The organism is Acidobacteriota bacterium (genome assembly GCA_035471785.1).
GTDB lineage: Bacteria > Acidobacteriota > UBA6911 > RPQK01 > DATIPO01 > JANQFM01.
Genome location: DATIPQ010000076.1, coordinates 1 through 18,277, shown reverse-complemented (window position 1 = coordinate 18,277; position 18,277 = coordinate 1). Strand labels below are relative to the sequence as shown.

At 63.2% G+C, this 18,277-nt stretch carries 15 protein-coding genes; 5 read left to right on the top strand and 10 right to left on the bottom strand.

Annotation, left to right across the window (positions count from 1 at the left end; translation table 11 throughout):
- Positions 1-23: 23 nt before the first annotated feature.
- Together VLU25_10615 and VLU25_10610 are read right to left on the bottom strand one after the other, a co-directional pair.
- Entirely contained in the window at positions 24-2,702 is a 2,679-nt protein-coding gene (locus tag VLU25_10615; protein ID HSR68384.1) for a M56 family metallopeptidase, read from the bottom strand.
- Entirely contained in the window at positions 2,702-3,085 is a 384-nt protein-coding gene (locus VLU25_10610; protein ID HSR68383.1) for a BlaI/MecI/CopY family transcriptional regulator, read from the bottom strand. The genes VLU25_10615 and VLU25_10610 overlap by 1 nt, the downstream gene beginning before the upstream one ends.
- 578 nt (positions 3,086-3,663) lie before the next feature.
- Between VLU25_10610 and VLU25_10605 the strand changes: the two genes are divergently transcribed.
- Complete coding sequence (locus VLU25_10605; GenBank protein ID HSR68382.1) at positions 3,664-4,131, top strand: DinB family protein; 468 nt, start codon at positions 3,664-3,666, stop codon at positions 4,129-4,131.
- On the opposite strand, the gene VLU25_10600 is transcribed toward VLU25_10605, so the two are convergent.
- Positions 4,121-4,702 carry a hypothetical protein gene (locus tag VLU25_10600; GenBank protein HSR68381.1) on the bottom strand — a complete coding sequence of 194 codons (582 nt, stop codon included), beginning with the start codon at positions 4,700-4,702 and terminating at the stop codon, positions 4,121-4,123. The two genes, VLU25_10605 and VLU25_10600, sit on opposite strands and share 11 nt — an antisense overlap.
- A 90-nt stretch (positions 4,703-4,792) precedes the next feature.
- On the opposite strand from VLU25_10600, the gene VLU25_10595 reads away from it, so the two are divergent.
- The gene (locus VLU25_10595) at positions 4,793-5,065 is read left to right on the top strand and encodes a DUF2277 domain-containing protein (GenBank protein ID HSR68380.1); all 273 of its coding nucleotides are present in this window, start codon (positions 4,793-4,795) and stop codon (positions 5,063-5,065) included.
- A 107-nt stretch (positions 5,066-5,172) separates the two neighbouring features.
- Here the strand turns inward: VLU25_10595 and VLU25_10590 are convergent, their stop codons facing one another.
- Both VLU25_10590 and VLU25_10585 read right to left on the bottom strand, forming a co-directional pair.
- Positions 5,173-7,206 (bottom strand): hypothetical protein, encoded by a 2,034-nt coding sequence (locus tag VLU25_10590; protein ID HSR68379.1) that lies wholly within the window; start codon positions 7,204-7,206, stop codon positions 5,173-5,175.
- Between the two features lie 12 nt (positions 7,207-7,218).
- Positions 7,219-7,563, bottom strand: coding sequence for a hypothetical protein (locus tag VLU25_10585; GenBank protein HSR68378.1), 345 nt, complete (start codon positions 7,561-7,563; stop codon positions 7,219-7,221).
- A 533-nt stretch (positions 7,564-8,096) separates the two neighbouring features.
- Between VLU25_10585 and modA the strand changes: the two genes are divergently transcribed.
- From modA to modC, 3 genes are read left to right on the top strand one after another with little or no spacing between them, the layout of a single operon-like run.
- Positions 8,097-8,900 (top strand): molybdate ABC transporter substrate-binding protein, encoded by an 804-nt coding sequence (gene modA / locus VLU25_10580; GenBank protein ID HSR68377.1) that lies wholly within the window; start codon positions 8,097-8,099, stop codon positions 8,898-8,900.
- Positions 8,901-8,948: 48 nt separating this feature from the next.
- Positions 8,949-9,647, top strand: a complete 699-nt coding sequence (modB, locus tag VLU25_10575) for a molybdate ABC transporter permease subunit (protein HSR68376.1) — start codon at positions 8,949-8,951, stop codon at positions 9,645-9,647.
- Complete coding sequence (gene modC / locus VLU25_10570) at positions 9,644-10,801, top strand: molybdenum ABC transporter ATP-binding protein (GenBank protein ID HSR68375.1); 1,158 nt, start codon at positions 9,644-9,646, stop codon at positions 10,799-10,801. The genes modB and modC overlap by 4 nt, the downstream gene beginning before the upstream one ends.
- Before the next feature lie 11 nt (positions 10,802-10,812).
- On the opposite strand, the gene VLU25_10565 is transcribed toward modC, so the two are convergent.
- The 5 genes from VLU25_10565 to VLU25_10545 form a co-directional block, all read right to left on the bottom strand.
- Complete coding sequence (locus VLU25_10565; protein HSR68374.1) at positions 10,813-11,010, bottom strand: Flp family type IVb pilin; 198 nt, start codon at positions 11,008-11,010, stop codon at positions 10,813-10,815.
- A gap of 198 nt (positions 11,011-11,208) precedes the next feature.
- Complete coding sequence (locus VLU25_10560) at positions 11,209-13,902, bottom strand: pre-peptidase C-terminal domain-containing protein (GenBank protein ID HSR68373.1); 2,694 nt, start codon at positions 13,900-13,902, stop codon at positions 11,209-11,211.
- A 1-nt stretch (position 13,903) separates the two neighbouring features.
- Positions 13,904-14,491 carry a hypothetical protein gene (locus VLU25_10555; protein HSR68372.1) on the bottom strand — a complete coding sequence of 196 codons (588 nt, stop codon included), beginning with the start codon at positions 14,489-14,491 and terminating at the stop codon, positions 13,904-13,906.
- A gap of 510 nt (positions 14,492-15,001) precedes the next feature.
- Complete coding sequence (locus tag VLU25_10550; protein HSR68371.1) at positions 15,002-16,675, bottom strand: tetratricopeptide repeat protein; 1,674 nt, start codon at positions 16,673-16,675, stop codon at positions 15,002-15,004.
- Positions 16,675-18,277 (bottom strand): CRTAC1 family protein (locus VLU25_10545; GenBank protein HSR68370.1); only part of this gene is annotated, 1,603 nt, incomplete at its 5' end. The genes VLU25_10545 and VLU25_10550, both read right to left, overlap by 1 nt.

The window sequence follows — 18,277 nt, the reverse complement described above, 5'->3', positions numbered from 1 at the left end:
GAGGAATGTTCCGCAAGTGCGGCTTAACGAACCATTCGCAGGGCCCATGCGGCCGTGTCGCGCACTTGGCCCGGCTCGTCGGAAGCCTGCTCCAGGCGCCGCAGTTCGTTCTCGGCTCGAGCGTCGCCGATCATTCCCAGCGCCCAGGCGGCCGTGGCCCGCACCTCGCCGTCGCCGTCCTGCAAGGCCGTGATGAGGGAGGGCACGGCATTGCGGTCGGAAATGATTCCCAAAGCCCAGGCCACGGTTTCCCGCACCTGCGGCTCGGGGTCGGCCAGCGCGGAGTTCAAGGCCGGGACCGATTCCCTTCCTTCAACCAGCCCCAAGGCCCAAGCGGCCATTTCCCGCACGTCGGGGTTTTCGTCGCTTAAGGCGACGGTGAGTCCGGGAATGCTCTCGGGACGCTCGAGTATGCCCATGGCCCACGCGGCCCGCTCGCGCACCTTGGGCGATGGATCTTGCATGACCGATTGGAGGGCCAGAGCGGCCTCAGGTCCCCGGCTCAATCCCAGGGCCCAAACCGCCATGTCGCGGACGCCTTCGTGGCTGTCCTGCAGTGCGGCCTGCAGGCCGTTTACCGAGGCGCTCGACTCGATAGTGCCCAGCGACCAAACGGCCACCTCGCGCACCTCGGAGTGGGAATCCTGGTAGACGGCCTGCGAGAGCGCTTCGACGGCGTCTACGGATTCGCCGACGCCCAGCGACCAGGCCGCCATCTCACGCACTCCGGCGTCCTGGTCGTCCAGCAGGGACTGGGCCAGGGGCCCGACCGCGTCCGGGTCTTCCAGGATTCCCAGAGACCAGGCGGCGATCCTGCGCACCTGAGGATGAGCGTCCAGCAAGGTTTCGCTCAAAGCCGGCGTGGCCGAGCGGTCTTCCATCGATCCCAATCCCCAGGCGGCGCTGCGGCGGACTCGCCAGGACGAGTCGCTCAATCCCCTAAGGAGCGGCTGGCGGGCCCTCTCCGACTCGGTCAATGCCAGGGCCGACAGAGCGTGGTCGCGGACCGCGTCAGAGGGGTCCGAGGTCACGGCCAGGAGGGCGTCCACCGCCTCCTCCCCGTAAGAACCGAGGGCAAAGGCGGCCTGAGCCGCAGGAGTCGTCTCCCAATCCCAATCGCCCTCCTGGCTGGGCAGGGAGCGCACCGGGCGATCATCGCCCAAGACACCGATAAGCGCGACGATCAAGTCGGGGGAGGGTTCCAGGCGGCGCGAGTTCCAGGCCGCGTCCGCGCGGCTGACTGCGTCAGGACTCGACAGTTCGCGCAGCAAACGGCTGCGGAAAGCCGGATCGTTGGGGCGAGCGCCGACCCAGCGGTTGTGGTTATGGGACCCGCCGCTGAGCTTGACGTTAACGTCGACCTGGGGATTGACGTGAACATGGGCATGGGCCTTGGGCGCTGCAGCCTTGCCCACTTCAAACGAATAGCTTCCGCTGAAGTGAGGCATGGGCTGAGGACGCGGAGTCGGCTGGGGAGTGGGCTGAGGCATTGGGACCGGCATGTGGAACTGACTGGCCTCAGAAGAGGACTGCGCCTGGGGCGAGGCCGGCAAGGCGGCCAGGCGGAAACCCGAAACCACCAGCAGGCAAAACAGGGCGGTCAGCACAGTCCACCCCAAAGCGGGGCGGTCCGACGAGTGGGCCGATCTCTGAGCGGACTGAAACAAAGCTTCTATGCGACGGCGGACGTGCGGCTTTCGAGCCATGGGGATACCTCCGATTAAGAGACGGTTGGAACGGATTCCCAGCGGAGCGGCGACATTGATCAGATGCTGGGCATAGCGGCGGCGGGATTGCCCCGTCCAGCGCAAGGCCAGCGCATCGCAAGCCTCCTCAGCCTGCTCGGCCAAACGGCGCGCCACCCAGACAGCGGCCGGATTGAACCAGTAGAACGCCCGGTTGAGCCAGGCCGCCAGATGGATGTAAGGATCGCGGCGGCGCAGATGGGCTATCTCGTGAGCCAGTACCGAGCGCAGTTGAGACTCGCTCCACTTGCGCCAATGTGGAGGCAGGACGATGCCTCCGGGAACAGCAAAAGGGACGCAAGTGGAAGCCGACTGCTGCAGGCGGGGTGGATCGATGTCCGCCTCATGAGCCAGGCCCAACGCCAGGCGCAGGGCGACCACGTCCTCCACCGGCTGGGCCCGCCTGAGCAGGCGACGGCGAAGCCACAGGCCCAGGACGATGCGTCCCAGCAGGACCGCGGCTCCCAGCAGATAGAGAGCCAGAGCCAGGGAGATCCACTGCGAGGCACTGCCGGGCCACCAGTCGGAAACAACGGGCGCGCCCCGCCAGGGAGACTGCCGGGGCGTTTCGGCGCTGCCGCCCGCCGCGGGCCGGGTAGGCGCAGGCTCCTCAAGTACCTGGGGCGCCTCGGCGGAGCGTTCTGCCGGGGTAAAGTCCGGCCCGGCCGGCGAGTCGACGGGGACGGCCTGCGGCGGCGCGAGCGGCGGCGCTTCAACCGCTCGCCACTGAGGCAGGGGCAAAACCAGCCATCCGCTGCTCAGACCCAGACCCAAGGGGACCAGCAGCAGCATTCCGGCCAGGGCCACCGTCCACACCCGGTGGCGGGAGGCGGCATCGCTCAAGCCGGCAAAGCGCACCAGCAGAGCCGCGGCCAGCACCATGAGTCCGCCGCGCACGCCTACGTCCAGCAATCTCCACAGCGTTTCCGGAGTCATCCAGGAATCCATCAGGCTCATCACTCTTCTCCTTCAGCCCGGCTCAGCTTGTCGACCAACTGCTGAAGCTCCTCAGGATCGACCATCTCGTCTTCCACCATGCCTACAAGCAGGGCCTCTACCGAGCCCCCGCAGAGCCGCTCCACGATCTGGCGCACGGCCCGGGCAGCCGCCTTGGGCCGCTGCACCAGAGGACGGTAAAGATAAGCGCGTCCGCGCATCGAGTGGCCCAGAAAGCCTTTCTCCTCCATGCGCCGCAAGAGAGTGCGGACCGTGGATTCCTTGAGGGGATGCTGAGGTCGAAGAGCCGCCCGTACCTCCTGCGCGGTCGACGGCCCCCGTTCCCAGATCACTTGCATGACCTGGTTCTCCAGCGGACTGAGTGGTGTGGGTTGTCTGCTCATATGTTACATTCTGTAGCGCTACAAAATGTAACATTGCCGGGCGGAGCCTGTCAAGAACTTTTTTCGGGGGCTGAACACGAGGGTCTTGAGGCTCAGTCGTGAAAGGGCACGAAGTGATATCGCAGCCCCGCCATGCCTTGAAAGCTTAGGGGTCAGGCCATGAAAGTCGAGCAAAGCGACTTGGAACGTATCCAGGAACACTTTTTGGGCACATCGCCTTCCGACCGTCCGCGCCCGGACTGTCCTGCGCGCGAGCGGCTTTGGAAGGGCATTCAGGATGAGCTGCCGCCGCAAGAGCTCTCCAGCCTGCTGGAACACGTGGCGGCCTGTCCCGTTTGCACCGAGGCCTGGAGGCTGGGACGCCAATTGGGCTCGCCGCCCGTCCAGTCCTCAACGTCCGCCACCTGGCTCAAGCTTGCCGCCGGACTGCTTTTGGCGGCGGCGGGACGACTCCGCCGGCGTGCCTTTGGCGGCGGTCGTCCTGCTGGGCGGCCTCCTTTTTCGGCGGTATCGCCGCTGGCGGGTTTCGCTTTGATCCACACAGAAACCTGGCGGCGGCCAGCGGCATCCACACACCCATGCAGCGAGAATGCAAACGCATCGCCGATCAGTTGAAACGCTCTTATCAAGGGGAGGCCTGGCACGGCCCCTCGCTGACCGCGGTGCTGGAAGGCGTCACGGCTGAGCAGGCCGCGGCGCGCCCCTTGGCCGACGCCCACAGCATCTGGGAACTGGTTCTGCACATCACCGCCTGGCAGCGCGAAGCCCGCAGAGGACTGCTGGGCGGCAGCATCGATCCATCCGACGAAGAGGACTGGCCCGCAGTAGAGGAAAACGGACAGAAAGCCTGGGCAAAGGCGCTGCGCGACCTGGGCGACGAGAATCGGAGCCTGCGCGAGACGGTGGCGGCCCTGCAGGACGAAGACCTGGAAAGCCAGGTCGGCAACCGCGCTTATTCCGTTTACTTCCTGCTCCACGGAGTCGTGCAGCACAACCTCTATCACGCCGGCCAGATCATACTGCTCAAGAAGGCCCTCAGCGGCTGAGGAGGCCCTTGCGGAAGTGCAGGTAAAGGGCGGCGCTCAGCATCAGCGCGGCCAATCCCAAGAGCCCAACCGGGCTGAGCAGCGGAATGTCGCTGAGATCGCCCTCGCGCTGGGCCTGGAACGAGCCTTCGGTGTCGGAAAAGGGACCGGCCATGACTACATAGCCGCCCTGCACGGACAGGCCGTTGGCCGCGGCAGTCCTGGGCTTGACTCCAGCCTCGGCTTCCACCGGAATCCCCATGTCGACTTGGCCCTGAAACTCCAGCATGCCGAACTCCTGGCCCCCGTCCAACGTGCCGGATACGGAAAAACCATCGACGACCAGACTGGTGATGTCGGCCATCATCTGATCGGGGCAGGCATCGGGACCCGATTGCAGATTGGCAGTCGAGTTTCCTCCTCCGCTACCCGGGAGCACGGTAATGGTGCCCTGGTAGACGCAGGGTATCTCCTCGCCGCTCAGCAGTCCCTGGTAGGTCAGCGACCAGACGCCCGTCAAGTTGATGACGGCGATTCCGGCCAGCATCGCCCCGCCGGCCAACAAGAACAAGAAGAGAACCTTTCTCATCATAACTTCTCCAAATGCCACTAGTTTAACCCCTGAGCAGCCTGGAGACAATGCGCCGCTCCGCCAGGAAACGACTTGGGCTACAATCTTCCAATGTGCCGAAACATCAAGAAGCTCTTCAACTTCGAACCTCCGGCCACCCACGAGGAGATCCATGCCTCGGCGCTGCAATACGTGCGCAAGGTGAGCGGCATGAACAAACCCTCGCAGGCCAATAACGAAGTCTTTCAGCGAGCGGTCGAGCAGGTGGCTTCAGTGACGGCTGAGCTCTTGCAGGAGCTGGTCACAAGCGCTCCTTCCCTCAACCGCGAGGAAGAGGCGGCCAAGGCACGGGCCCGCTTCGCCCGCCGCAGGGCGGCCTCATGAACACTCCCCGCTGTGAGGCCTTTCCGGTATTGGAAGAGGCCGAGATTTCGGCCCTCCGGGAGTGGGGCGCAGGGCTTCGCGATGGGCACAACGCCCCGCGGCAGCACTCAAAAGTAGCGCAGCAAAGCCTCCAGGGCCTCCACCTCTTCCGGGGTCAATGCCTCAGGAGCAGGCCCCGGCTCAAGCTCCGCATTATAGTGATGCCAAACCGTACTGCCCCTGTAACGGAACCGTCCAAGCACATTCCCGATCGTCGTCGATGAGCCGTCGGTGAAATAAGGATACTTCAGCCAGACCCGCCGCAAACTGGGAACCCGCGTCCCGGCCTGGTCGACATAAGGCCGAATCCCCGTCTTGCTGTAGAAAGGAGCGCCCCAGATCGGGTCACGGTCTTCGCTGAGCAGCCAGCCGGGCCACTCCTGAGGCGGGATTCCCTGCCCCTGGCGGGTGGCGTCGATGGCCTGATGACAATCCTCGCAGCGCCGCCTGAAAACCTCCAGTCCGACGCGGGCCAGGGGGTCGAGTTCCTTTTGCCGCACGCTCCATGGATTAGGCCGGTGGCGGAAATCGACGAAGAAGGACAGAAAGGCCTTGCGCAGTTGGGCGGGAGTCAACACCTCCGCCCCGGCATCTGGATCCCTCATCCAGGGAAAGTGCGAGGGCCGCAATTCGAAGATGTCTTTGCGGCCCTGATTGATGACCCGAAACTCGGCCATGACCATTGAAGACAGGGTGGCGTCGCCGCCCCGGCTGAAGAGCGGAACGTTATCGGCCAGCCCCCGCAGGGGCTTGGTGGCCAGGTGGATGTCATCCCGTCCCGTGAAGTGCACCCTCCCGTCCAGCCCGCCTTCGAAATGGCAGGCTTCGCAGGTCAACCGCGAGAGCGAGCCCTCGGACCTGTTCCCAGGCGACATCAAAGTAGAGAAGAAGAGGATCTCGCCCAAGCGGCTGGAATCGGAGGCAATCCGCGGGCCCAGCAGGTCCAGCGGGCGCCCCACCCGGCTGGGGACGCCGAGGCCGGCATCGAACAGGTCGATGCGGTCGAGCAGTGGATTGGCCAGCGCCAGCCGCTTTCGGCTCTGCCGCATATGCAGGGTCAGTTCGCTGGCTCCAGGGCCTGCTTCAAAGCTCTGCATGAGGCGAAGGTCAAATCCGTCCACTTGAAAGGCCGTCACTCGCCCCGACCCCGATCCGGCCACCCACAATTCCAACCCCTCGGCGTCCCGGTGGAAAGAGAGGGCCTTAGGCGTCACCACTCCCAACTCCGAAAGGTTGAGATAGGCCACCCGCCCGTCCTCGCCCGAGGGACGAAAAACGCCCTCACTGCGGGTCAGCTCGAAGAGATAGAGAAAGGAATCGAGGTTTCCGAATTCGCCTTGGCTCCGGTCGAGGGGACGGTCTTCGACGCCTCCCGCGGCAACCAGCAGGCGGTCGTCGCGAAGCACCGCGTCCACGCTCCAAAAGGGACCCTGGATGGCTAGCCGCGTGGCCGACGGCATGTCAGGAATGCCAGCCGACAACGGCACTATCAGGATCGCGTGCTGATAGAGCAGGTTGATGACCAGGTGTCCGCCCAGGCTGAGAATGGAAGCGGGTCCCGCACCCAACGGGAAGAACTGCTGCGATCCCTGCTCCAGGTCGAGGCGCACGAGCTGACGGTCGAATCCGTCCAGCAGAAAGAGGGCGGGGCGGGGATGCTGCAGGTAAGTCAGATCCCTGACGGAGACGGAGTAGCGCAGAGGTATCGACTCGAGGGGCAGAAGCCGGTCGGAGCGGATTCGATAGACGGACAGGCTGGAGGAGAGCTCGCCGCCAAGGAAAAGGCGCTCTTCACCCTGTCGATCCCAAGCCGTGGGCGAACGCGGAGCCGGACGGCGGTCCAGCACCCGTAAATCGGGAGTGCAGAGCAGGACTTGAGAGGCATTGCGCAAGAGTACGAGATAGCGGTCCAAGCCGGGCAGGTAGTCGATGCGGTAGGGATCCGTCCCGAAAGCCTGAACCGCCGACAGGGTCTCTGACTGCCGGGCCAGCAGTTCTTCCTCCTGGCGCAGCAATTCCTGCAAACTGGGTTCGCCTTGCTGCGAATCGCCGGCGCAACCCGGCAAGAGAAGCAGCATCACGAGAAGAAGAATCAGGCCCATCTCGCGTCTAGCTTACCAGCCAGATTTCTTGGGCTTCGACTTCTTGGGGCCGATCTTGACCTTCATTCCGCCTTCAGCGGTATCGACCACCACCGTGCTGCCGTCCATCAAGTCTTTGATCTGCTTTTCGCTGAGCATGAACTTGTAAGACATGCCGTCGGCAGCTTTGACCGAGTACTCGCTGCGTCCTTCTTTGAGCGCTTCTTCTGTGACGTCATGCTCTTCAGCGACCTTGGCCATGGAAGCCGATTCGCCGATTTCGACCTTATATTCCTTGGCGTCGGCGGATACCGAGGCGCATGCCCCGGCCAGCACCGCGACTGCCGCCAACACGAGACAAAGTTTCCAGTTCTTCATGACTTCTTCTCTCCAGTTCTGAGAATCCTTCAGGGATTCGGTTGATCTCCTAGAGGTTATCAGATTGCCGAGAAACGGCGCTCGTCACTGGTTGTCTTCGACGGCCTGCAGGACGTCCGTGGGGCCCTCCGCTCTCTGTGGCGCGGCCATCTGCGCTCTCGAGACAGCGTCAGCTTCTGGGCCGCCCTGGCATCCAGCCGGCTGCTGGCGCTGCCGGAGTACGTCCTCAACGTGGCCGCCACCCGCTACAGCTACGACGTCTACAGCGGCGCCCAGATGGCGACATTTCATCTGGCTTTCGGCGTCGTCTGCGTTGCCCTGGTTTCGCGCTTCGGGAGAACGCCTGACCCCGCCTCAAATCCTGGGATTCGTGCTGCCGGCGGTGGCCACAGCTCATCACCCAAAGTCCCGTCAGCCCTTCCGACACCGAGGCTTTGCGGGTGCCCCAGGCAGATTAGTGAGATGATCTTCCCATGAACATCGTCGTTTTTGGACTGCTTTGCTCGGCTTTCGCCAAGCCTATAATGACGAGGATGCGATCTGGCCTAACCAAGAGCCGGGCCTGGCTCCTCCTGCTCTCCCTCTCCTCGGCCCCGTTTGCAGGCTGCACTGGAAGCGGGCAAGAAGACGAAGTCGTCGTCGTGTACGCCGCCGCCAGCCTGCGCGACGTCATGCACAGCCTGTCGGAGCCTTTTCAGCGCAGCAGCGGCACTGGGACGGTATTCAACTTCGCCGGGTCCAATGTGCTGGCTCGGCAGATCGATGCGACGCCGGCGGCAGACGTCTATCTGTCAGCCAACGAACAATGGGTGGACTTCCTGCAAGAGAGAGGACGCATCGTTGCGGAGACGCGGCGCACCTTCGCTTCCAACCGGCTGGTCATCGTCGCCCACCGAAACAGCCCATTTCAGTTGCAGGAGGCGGCCCGATTGGCGGATCTCGATTTCCGCTACCTCTCGCTGGCCGATCCCGAGGCCGTTCCCGCGGGACGCTATGCACGCCAATACCTGCAGTCGATCGAGCCCGACGGGCGCCTGTGGAAGCGCCTGCAGGAGCGGGTGGCCCCGGCGCCCGATGTCCGCGCGGCGCTGGCCCTTGTGGAGGCGGATCCCCGGATCCTGGGCATCGTCTACGCCACCGACGCCGCTTCTTCCCAGAAGGTAAGGGTGCTTTATGAGGTGCCGCGGGCGAAAGGGCCCGACATCCGCTACTCGGCCGCTCTGGTGAAGGGCGGTCCCAATCCCGCCCAGGGACGGCGGTTCTTGGAATTTCTCTCGGGACCCGAAGCCAGAAGGGTATTGGAGGAGATGGGCTTTGGGTTCGGGGTGGCGGAGTAATAAAGGCGGCGCTTCGATGAAACATAGCGCGCGCTGGGAGATGAGAACATGGATGATAGTGCATTGACCGCGCTGCTGCTTTCCCTGCAGGTGGCTTCCTTGGCTACCCTGTTGGTGCTGCTCCCCGGCGTCCCCCTGGCCTACCTCCTGGCCCGCTTCGAGTTTCGCGGCAAGGGCCTGCTATCGGGTCTGGTGGGGCTGCCCTTGGTGCTCCCTCCAACGGCTGTTGGCTACCTGCTGCTGGAGGCCTTCTCGGAAGACGGCATCCTGGGCAGGGACTCCTTGGGATTCGACCCGGGTATTTTGCTCACCTGGAAAGGGGCTGTTGTGGCTTCGGGAGTAATGGCAATGCCCTTGGTCGTGCGCACTGCACGGGTGACTTTCGAGGGCGTCGACCCGCGCCTGGAGATGATGGCCCGCACGCTGGGACATGGACGGCTGGCCACTTTCGTAAGCTACACGCTGCCGCTCTCTTTCAAGGGCCTGTTGGCCGCGGCCATCCTGGGATTCACCCGCGCCATCGGCGAATTCGGCGCCACCGTGACCATCGCTGGAAACATTCCCGGGCGTACTCAGACCCTGGCTTCGGCCATTTTTTCCGCGCAGCAGGTGGGAGCCGACCGCGAAGCATACTTCTTGCTGGCCGTCTCGCTGGCAGTGGGCTTGACCTCTATCCTGATTTCCGAGCATCTGGTTCGGGATCGCCTGGCCGGGGCCTCAAAGCCGCCTTCAGGAGGCGCCCGATGAGTGGGAAACCCCAAACCCTGGAGATCCGCATCCGGCTGCCTCTGGACCGCTTCGATCTGGAAGTGGACTTCGCAACCCGAGAGCAGGTCATGGGAGTTTTCGGCTCCTCGGGGGCCGGCAAGACCAGCCTGCTGGAGACGGTGGCCGGCTTGAGGCGTCGCGCCCGAGGCCGGATCCGGGTGGGAGGGGACGTTTGGCTCGACTCCTCAACCGGCACCTTCCTGCGGCCCGAGGAACGCCACATCGGCTACGTCCCCCAGGACGGGCTACTGTTCCCTCACCAGAACGTGCGCCGTAACCTGCTGGCCGGAGCCGGGCGGGCCCGCCGCAATGGCGGAAATCTGGAAGATACCTTTTCTTCGGTGTGCCGCCTGCTCGAGCTGGAAGGCCTGCTGCAGCGCCCGGTCACCACTCTCTCCGGGGGAGAGCGCAAGCGGGTTGCCCTGGGAAGGGCGCTGTGCTCGGGTCCGCGGCTCTTGCTGATGGACGAACCACTGGCCTCGCTCGACTTGCCCTTGCGCCGCCGGGTGCTGCCCTTCCTGCACCGCGTCCGCCGCGAGTTTCGCACGCCCACCTTGCTCGTCTCGCACGATCCCGCCGAGATCCAGGCCTTGTGCGACGAACTCATCGTGCTGCAGGCGGGGCAAGTGATCGCCCGCGGTGCGCCCCGTCAGGTCCTCACCGATCCCAGGGTCTTTCCCCTGGCCGAAGAAGCCGGTTTCGAGAATCTGCTGCCAGGTGTGTTGCTCGATAGCCAGGGGGCAACAAGCCAGGTGGGCCTGGGGGGGCCTGAGGGTCCCCTGCGGCTAACCACGCCTCGAACGGCGGTCAGCCCGGGAGAGGATCTGATGGTGGGAATCCCAGCTCACGAAATCCTCATCGCCACCCATCGGCCTCAAGGACTCTCCGCCCAAAACATCCTGCCGGCCAGGATCACCTCGATCCAGGAACTTGTCGGGCTCCACCTTGTGCGGGCGGCACTAGGACCCGACATCCCCGACTTGGCCATACAAGTCACTCCTCAAGCTAGATCGGAACTGGAATTGGAACCTGGCAAACAGGTCCACTTGATCATCAAGGCCACCGGTTGCCGCATCTATGGAGGAGAGGAGGATAGGGGAAAAGCCGGGCCGCACAATCAGCTCGCCCCGTGACCGGACTTCAGCTAGCCAAGAAGGCCCACCAGGGTATCAAAGGCCCCAATAACAGCGTCGCTGATGTCGGAACCGAAGACTACCAGTGTCAGCGCCACCAGTGCCAACATGACCGCGTATTCGCTTGTCGATACGCCGCGCTCACTTCGAAGCATGTGCTTTAGCATTTCCAGGCCGTCCGGATCTCGTCTCGCATAGCGCTCCTGCAAGCTCGGCTGCCATTCTAGTGCAGTTGCAAGAGTACTATATAACGGCCTGCGGTGAAAAGTGTTGGAAACCTTCGATGAGGAGAGTGAATTGGCGCTGTGCGAGATTTCAGTCGAGATCCAGGGACGCCCTCTGAAAAGGAAACGGGGCGGCGCCTTTTTCAGCGCCGCCCCGGAGGTGAAGGGTTTCGACTGGGCCGGTCAGAACGGGAAGATGATGGACATCATGGCCAAGTCGAACGGATTGCCGAAGGTGAATTGCTCGTAGGTGCTTCCGCTGGCCGAGAGGCCCCCCGCGGCCGACAAGTCAACCGCTCCCGGACCGCCCGGAATGTTGCCTCCAGGCGTCACGCCTACGATGCCGTCAACTGCCGTGACCGATCCATAGTCGATGGTGATGTCGCCGCTGGAATCCAGCGTCACGGTGAAGTTGTTGGCGCCGGTGCTGAAGAACTCGGGAACGTTTTGGAAAGTGACGCTGGCCGAGTTGGCGTCGCCCTCGAAGAGAACCAAGCCGCCGTTGTTGGGGCTCAGATCGTCCCAGAGGGGAGCGATGCGCGGCGGCCCGCCGAGGAACTCCGTGACCGACTCCGAGAAGTCGATGTCGCCCGCGCCGAAGCTGAGGCTGCCGTTGGAGTTGACGAAGACGCTGTTGAAGTTTCCACCCTGGAAGGGGAAGGAAAAATCAAGCGCGACTTCCTCAAAGTCGTCGTCGCCCAGATCGAGCACGATTCCATCAATTACGAAGAGGTTGAGCACGTAGCGGCCGCCGCTGTTTCCGTCGCCGTCGAAATCGAAATCGGCAAAGGTGGTAACCGCCAGCGTAAACTCGCCGTCGGCCGGAATCGGGAAGACCAGCCTCGAAAGCAGCCCGACGCCGCCGTCATCGTCAACATCGAGCAGGTTTCCTGCCGAGTCGAAGATGCCGAGCAGCGAATCGAGCTGGCCGGAAATCACTTCGGCCACCAGGGTCGTCCCTGCAGAAGCTTCAAAGCGGTAGTAGTCGACATCGCCTCCTGCCGGTTCGATCTCGGTAAAGCGCGTAATGGGGATCGAGTCGAAAGGAATCTTGATTTGCCGGGCCGTGGCCAGCGTGTTATTGGGCTCGGCCCAGTTGTCGTTGTAATCGGTGGTGCCGTTGAAGCGGACCGTCGAATTGGCCAGGTCGTTGACCTCGACACCGAAGACCTGGTAACGGGCCGGCGAGTTGTGCAGATTGATGCGGCTGGGTCCGAGTGCGCTCAGATCTTCCGCCAGCTCGAAGCCCGAGGTGATGGCGCCGCCGCAGCTCACACCGGCCAATCCGTCTGTGGCCGTGATTCCTTCGTATTTGATGTCGATGTGGTTGGAGGAGCGCTTGAGCGTAATCTCGAAGGTGTTGGAACCTGTGTTCAGGAATTCCGGCACGTCTTCCCAGCGGACCGAAAAACTGTTATTGCTCTGGTCGAATGTGACGGTTCCCTGCGGGGCTCCGGTGATCAGGTTGAAGGGACTCAAGTCGTCCCAAAGGCCTGCGATCCGCGGCGCTTCCGCCAGGTGCTCGGCCGCCGACTCGGTGAAGTCGCTGTCTCCGGTCCCGAAGGTCAGGTTGCCGTTGGCGTTGACGAAGACCGAATCGAACTGCTGCCCGCAGATTTCGTAGCTGAAGGGCAGGAAGAGTTCGACGAAACCGTCATCGCCCACCAGCAAGGGAATGCCGGGCCCAGGTTGGTTGAAGATGACGTCGATTCCCCCGTTGCTGCCGGCAAGCGGAGTAACGGGATCAAAAAGGGCGGGATCGTCGATCAACGGGTCATTCGACTCGCTGGCACCGTTATAAAACTCTTCAGGCCCGGGCAGGGGCGCCAGAGGAGGCGTGCTGAAGCCGCCGGCCAGAATCTGGTCGACAAAGATGGCGTAGTCAGCGCCGGGCGTAAGGCCGTTAATGGTGTAGACGCCTGTCGTGCCCCGGTCCCCGGAAATCGAGGAAGCCGCGTCCACGAACGGGTCAGCCAGATTGCGGGCGATGACGTTGACGCCGGTCAGAGGCGTGGTGCCGTTGGGCGCAAGGATGGTGCCCGAAATCTCCGCAGTACCGGCCAGGAATCCCGGCTCCGGGTAGAGAAAGGAAAGGATTCCGATATCGTCCTGATGGGGGGTTTCCTGCATGCCGCCGACCAGGGCGAAGGGATACATGGTCTCTTGCACGTTGACGGGCGAATTGCCGAAGGTGTTGTTGGGCGTGGGGCCGCTGTGGTCGCCGAACTGGATGTTCTGCCCGTTGACGACCGTGTGAGCCAGTCCGGAGTAGTGGCCGAACTCATGCACGGTGACGCCGAAGAATTCCGCAAGCGGGAATCCGATGCCAGAGACCGAGCCGCCGTTGAGGAACATGATGGCCTCGATAGGAGTGCCGTTGGCGTCGCGGGTGTCGGGGCTGGCAAATCCCAACACTCCGGGCCCGAAGCCGAGGGTGGCGAAGATGGAGCCGTCCTCGTCGGCGACAATGGGGCTGAAGCCGTCGGAGACATTGGTGCCGAAAAAGAGGTTGTCGATCAGGTGGCAGCCCGGAAAACTGATCGGCCCGGGGTTGAAGGGCGGTGGACTGCAGAAGTTGGTGGCATCAATATCCACCGGCATCAGGCCGTTGTTCTGATAGGTGTTGCTTGCCGAGGGGACGTCCGCCCAGGCCTGCGTGGAATCGACCACCAGTTGGACGAACTGGGCGTTGCTGAGAGTGGCAAAGCCCCCCTGGTCGGGATTGTAGGGAATGTCGGCGCCGCCGTTGGGCCAGCGCTCGACGTTATCGGGGTCGTTGGGATTGAGGTTGAGCGGTCCGCCTGCGAAGGCCGGCAATGCGAAAGCCAGCACCAGCGCCGCAGCCGTAGCCGTCAGTAGCTTGATGTTCACTTTCATTCTAGTTGCCTCCTTGGACCAATTCGTTGATCAGGTTTGACAGGAAAACGTATGACACGGGGCCGCTGGCGGGAGCGCCGGAGACGTTCATGCCGCGGAACAGCCCGGCATTGTTGAACAGATTCTTGGCGACTTCCTGGCCTTCACGGCCGTCGATTTCAAAGCTCCCCTGCCCCAGGCCGGCCGTAGACGTCAGACCTGCCGGGCCGTCGGGGTTCACTATCAGGAGATAACGTTGGCCGCTGTGAAAGAGCGGAAATCCGGGGACCGGCGGGCGCCTGTTCTCAAGCTGCTTCAAAGTGCCGATCGTCCTGATTTCAGCGATCTGGAGGCCTTTTTGAGTACCGAACTGGCCCTTGAAGGCCTGCTCGACCTTGAAGGTGTATGCCAGCGCCCGAATGGTGCCCCCGCCGGCTTCGACAGTCGTCTCTTCGACGCCGATCAGGGTTCCGGTAAAGACCCGGTCAGAGTTCTGCAATAACTGCTCCAGGTTCATGTGCAGCAGCTTGGTGGCGGACAAGTCCGCACTCCAGCTTACTGCCAGCATCACTGCCAGGAGCAGCGCACCTGCGTACTTGGTGATTTTCATCGAACCTTCCCTTTGTCAAGTTGATTTAAAGTTTGACCTATACATTTCGCGGGCAAACATCGCCCGCAGATAGAGGCGTTCAGAGCCAGAGAAACCGACTCTGTATACAGTCAGCCCATATGGCGCACTGCCGGGCAGCGGCATCCAGTGTGGGACGGCTTTGTCGAAGGATCTTGCTCTAGCGACCTCGGCGAAAGGTTAGCACCGCTTTGTAGGTTATTGCAAGGGTTTTCTTGGTTCGCCGTGGGAACCAACACCCAGGAGGCGTGATGTCCAGGGGGTTCCTGCCGTTCTCCCGCTTCCAGAAATCGCGATGGCAAAGCCGCGAATCCGGCTAAAGTCACATCCCGTTGGCGTGGATAGTCCTACTCAATCGATCTCTACAAATTAATTTAAAGGGAGAGTGTATTTGCGCTAATTATTGTCGGGACTCGCTTCGGGCCCGAATCAAAAATGAAAGTAATACTAGTGGTCCTGCAATGCCCTTGCCCCCTGGTAGCTTAGGGCCACTCAATACCGGCCGGGCGGCTGGCGGAATGGTTTTTTCTCTTGATAGAGCCCAAGTCTGGTGGCGATTTGAGCTGCTAAGCCGTGCTGTCCCTGGCTTCGTGCCGATAAAAGGGCCCGTTGGGCCAAGCCTGCGGCCCGATCGAAGTCTCCGCTCTCGGCCAGCGCCGCGGCCAGCAGATCGAGAGCCTGAGGGTCCTGAGGAAAACGCTGCACGACAGGCCGTGCCAGTTGGACGGCCCTTTGCCCGTCTCTCAAGTCGGGGGCAGGGGCGGTAGCCAACTGCCAGGCCAGCCCGCGGGCGAAGAGCGAGCTGTTGGGGGCCAGCTCTATGCCGCGTTGGAAATAGCGGACGGACTCTGCGTAGCGCCTGACCATCGATTGGGCGATGGCCAGGTTGTAAAGCGTCTCAAGGTGATTGGGATCCACTTCGAGAACCGCCTGCCACTCCTCGATGGCTCGCGCGACTTGTCCCGAATCGGCCAAGGACTTGGCAAGATTGCTGCGGGCCGGGAGCAATCCGGGATTGAGGCGGACGGCTTCGCTGAAGCTGTTGATGGCTTGGGCCTTGTCGCCCCTCTGCAGGTGACTCAATCCCAGGGCATTGTAAGCGTCTGCATAGGTGGGGTCGATGTCCAACGCGGTTTCAAGGTGCTTGGCGGCTGCCTCGTGCTGTCCGGACTGGCTGAGGGCCAAGCCCATATTGTAGTGGGCGAAGCTCTCCAGCGGATCAATCTCAAGGGCCCGGCGGTAAGCCATCATGGCCTCGTCCAGCCGGTTCTGGCCGGCCAGAGCCGCCCCCAGGTTGGCGTAGTCGCGGGCATTCCCTTTTCCGTCGGCCAGAACCCTGCGGAAGAACTCTTCAGCCTCGGCGAACTGGCCCTTGCGGGCACGCTCCAGTCCTCGTCGGGTAAGGGCCTGGGAACTTGCCGATTGGTCAAGGACCTGTGCGTAAACGGGATCTGGCGGGGCTGAGCCCTCGGAGAAGGTGAGCGCGGCCTGTGACTCGCTCTCGGCTTCGGCGTCCATTCCCAGCCTGCGGTAGGTTTGCGAGAGCAACTGGCGCACTTCGCCGTGGAAAGGAGCGATCTGGCGGGCTCTTTCAAGGCGCTTGCGGGCGGCCTGGGGATCGCTGCTGAGGAGGTCGGTTTGGGCCAGTCCGTAGAGTGCGTGAGTGGAATCCGCATCCTGGGCCAGCGCCCGTTCATATTGGCGGCGGGCCTCCAGGGAGCGGCCCAGGTTGAGGAGCAGGTCGCCGTAGCGGACGTAGACGGCGGGATTGGAAGGATCGAGCTGCACGGCCCGCTCGAACAGGACGGCCGCCTGTTCCGGATCGGAATTGGTCAGCGCCATTCCCTGGAGATAGGGCCAGCGGTACTGGTCCTGGGCCATGCGGGCTGCTTGGCCATAGCACTCGGCCGCGGCCCCGTTGAACTCATGGGCTTGATAGGCCATTCCGAGGCGTCCCCAGCTTTCCGCCGAGGGCGACGCGGCCACCGTTTGGCGCCGCTGCTCGATCAGTTCGACCACCGCCGCTCCGGCTCCCTCCAGATCGGCTTCGGGAAGCTGCAAGGGAGAATCGGAGCCGGAGCAGGCGGCCAGAGCTGCTGCCGTCAGAACCGGCAGCAAGGTCCGCAAGAGGAAAAAGAGGGTACGCTCCGGCTCGCCTGCTGCCATCAAGACTCTCCTTCTGCTTTGTTGAGGATGATGCGGCGGTTGGCGCGTCCGCCTGGAAAGCGTTCGCGGCTTCCGTCGGGCCAGCGGACCTGGATGGATTGGAAGCTCTCGGCAGAGCCGAGTCCGAAGTGGAGGACGGGAGGATTGCTGGATAGGTATCCGGCGCTGCGCGTGACCTCGCGGGTCAGGCGGGCCCCTTGCATTTCCACCGTCACTTTGGCGCCGATGGCGTCGCGCTTGAGGGCCGGATCCAGGACCCGGACCTGGAGCCACCTGCCGGATCCCGGATGGCGGTTCTGGAAGATCCTGGCCGGGCCGTTGGCGTTGGTCACCACCAGGTCGAGGTCTCCGTCGTCGTCGAGGTCTCCGGCCATCACTGAACGCGAGACTTCCCGCAACGAGGTCAGCCGTCCGGCTCTGGAAGAGACGTCTTGAAAGGTCCCGGCCTGATTCTCGAAGAGCAGATTGGGTTCAGCGTAGTCATCCCAGATGGGTCCGATGTGGCCATCGGGGCGAGGCGTACGGGAGACGGCGCTGCCCAGGCGGACGCGTCCGTTGACGAGAAAGAGATCAAGGTCGGCGTCCTGGTCGAAGTCCAGAAAGATTGTGCCGAATCCGGTAAAGGGCAGGCTTGGGGTGGCCAGTCCGGAGCCGGCGGTGCGGTCTTCGAATTCTCCCTGGCCCAGGTTGAGGTAGAAGGTGTTGCTCTCGCGGTCGAGGTGGGTCATGAAGAGGTCGAAGTCTCCGTCCATGTCGATGTCGCCGACGGCGACGCCCATGCTGGCTTCCGGCCTGCCGAACATGTTCAGCGCCACGCCCCGCAGCAGGGCTTCGTCGAGAAAAGTCCCGTCGCCCTGGTTGATCCACAACTGGTTGGCTTCGCCGTCGTTGGCCACATAGACGTCGATCCATCCGTCGTCGTTGAGGTCTGAGGCCATCACTCCCAGGCCCTTGCCCGCCACCCGCCCGATCCCGGCGCTGGAGGTGACGTCCTTGAAGGTTGCGTCGCCCTGGTTGCGGTAGAGGCGGTCGCCGACCCCCAAAAAGGCCTCGGGACCGCAGAACTCCCGCCGCCCGGCTTGGTCGTGGCACTTGCGGGTGGGATCGTAGAGCAGATAGTTGGCAATGTAGAGGTCGAGGTACCCGTCCCGGTCGTAATCGAAGAAGGCCGCCGAGGTCGACCAATCGTCCCCAGCGATTGCGGCGCCTTCGGTAACGTCTTCGAAACTCCCGTCTCCCCGGTTTCGGTAGAGCCGGTTGGGTCCGTAATTGGTGACAAGCAAGTCGGGATGGCCGTCGTTGTCGATGTCGCCCACGGCGCAGCCCATGCCGAAGCCGCCTTGGTTGAGCGCGCCGGGGTCGGCCACGCGGCTGAAGCTGCCGTCCGGCTTGCGTTGAAAGAGCTGGTTGACGGCCTCGGGCAGCTTGTGCCGGAAGCCGCCGGCATTGACCAGGTAGAGGTCGAGATCGCCGTCGCCGTCGTAGTCGAAAAGGGCTCCGCCCGACCCGATGATCTGAGGCATGAAGTAGTCGTCCTCAAGGGCCACCTGGTGGCGGAAGGTGAGTCCGGTGTCTTTGGTGATTTCTTTGAAGATTGCGTCC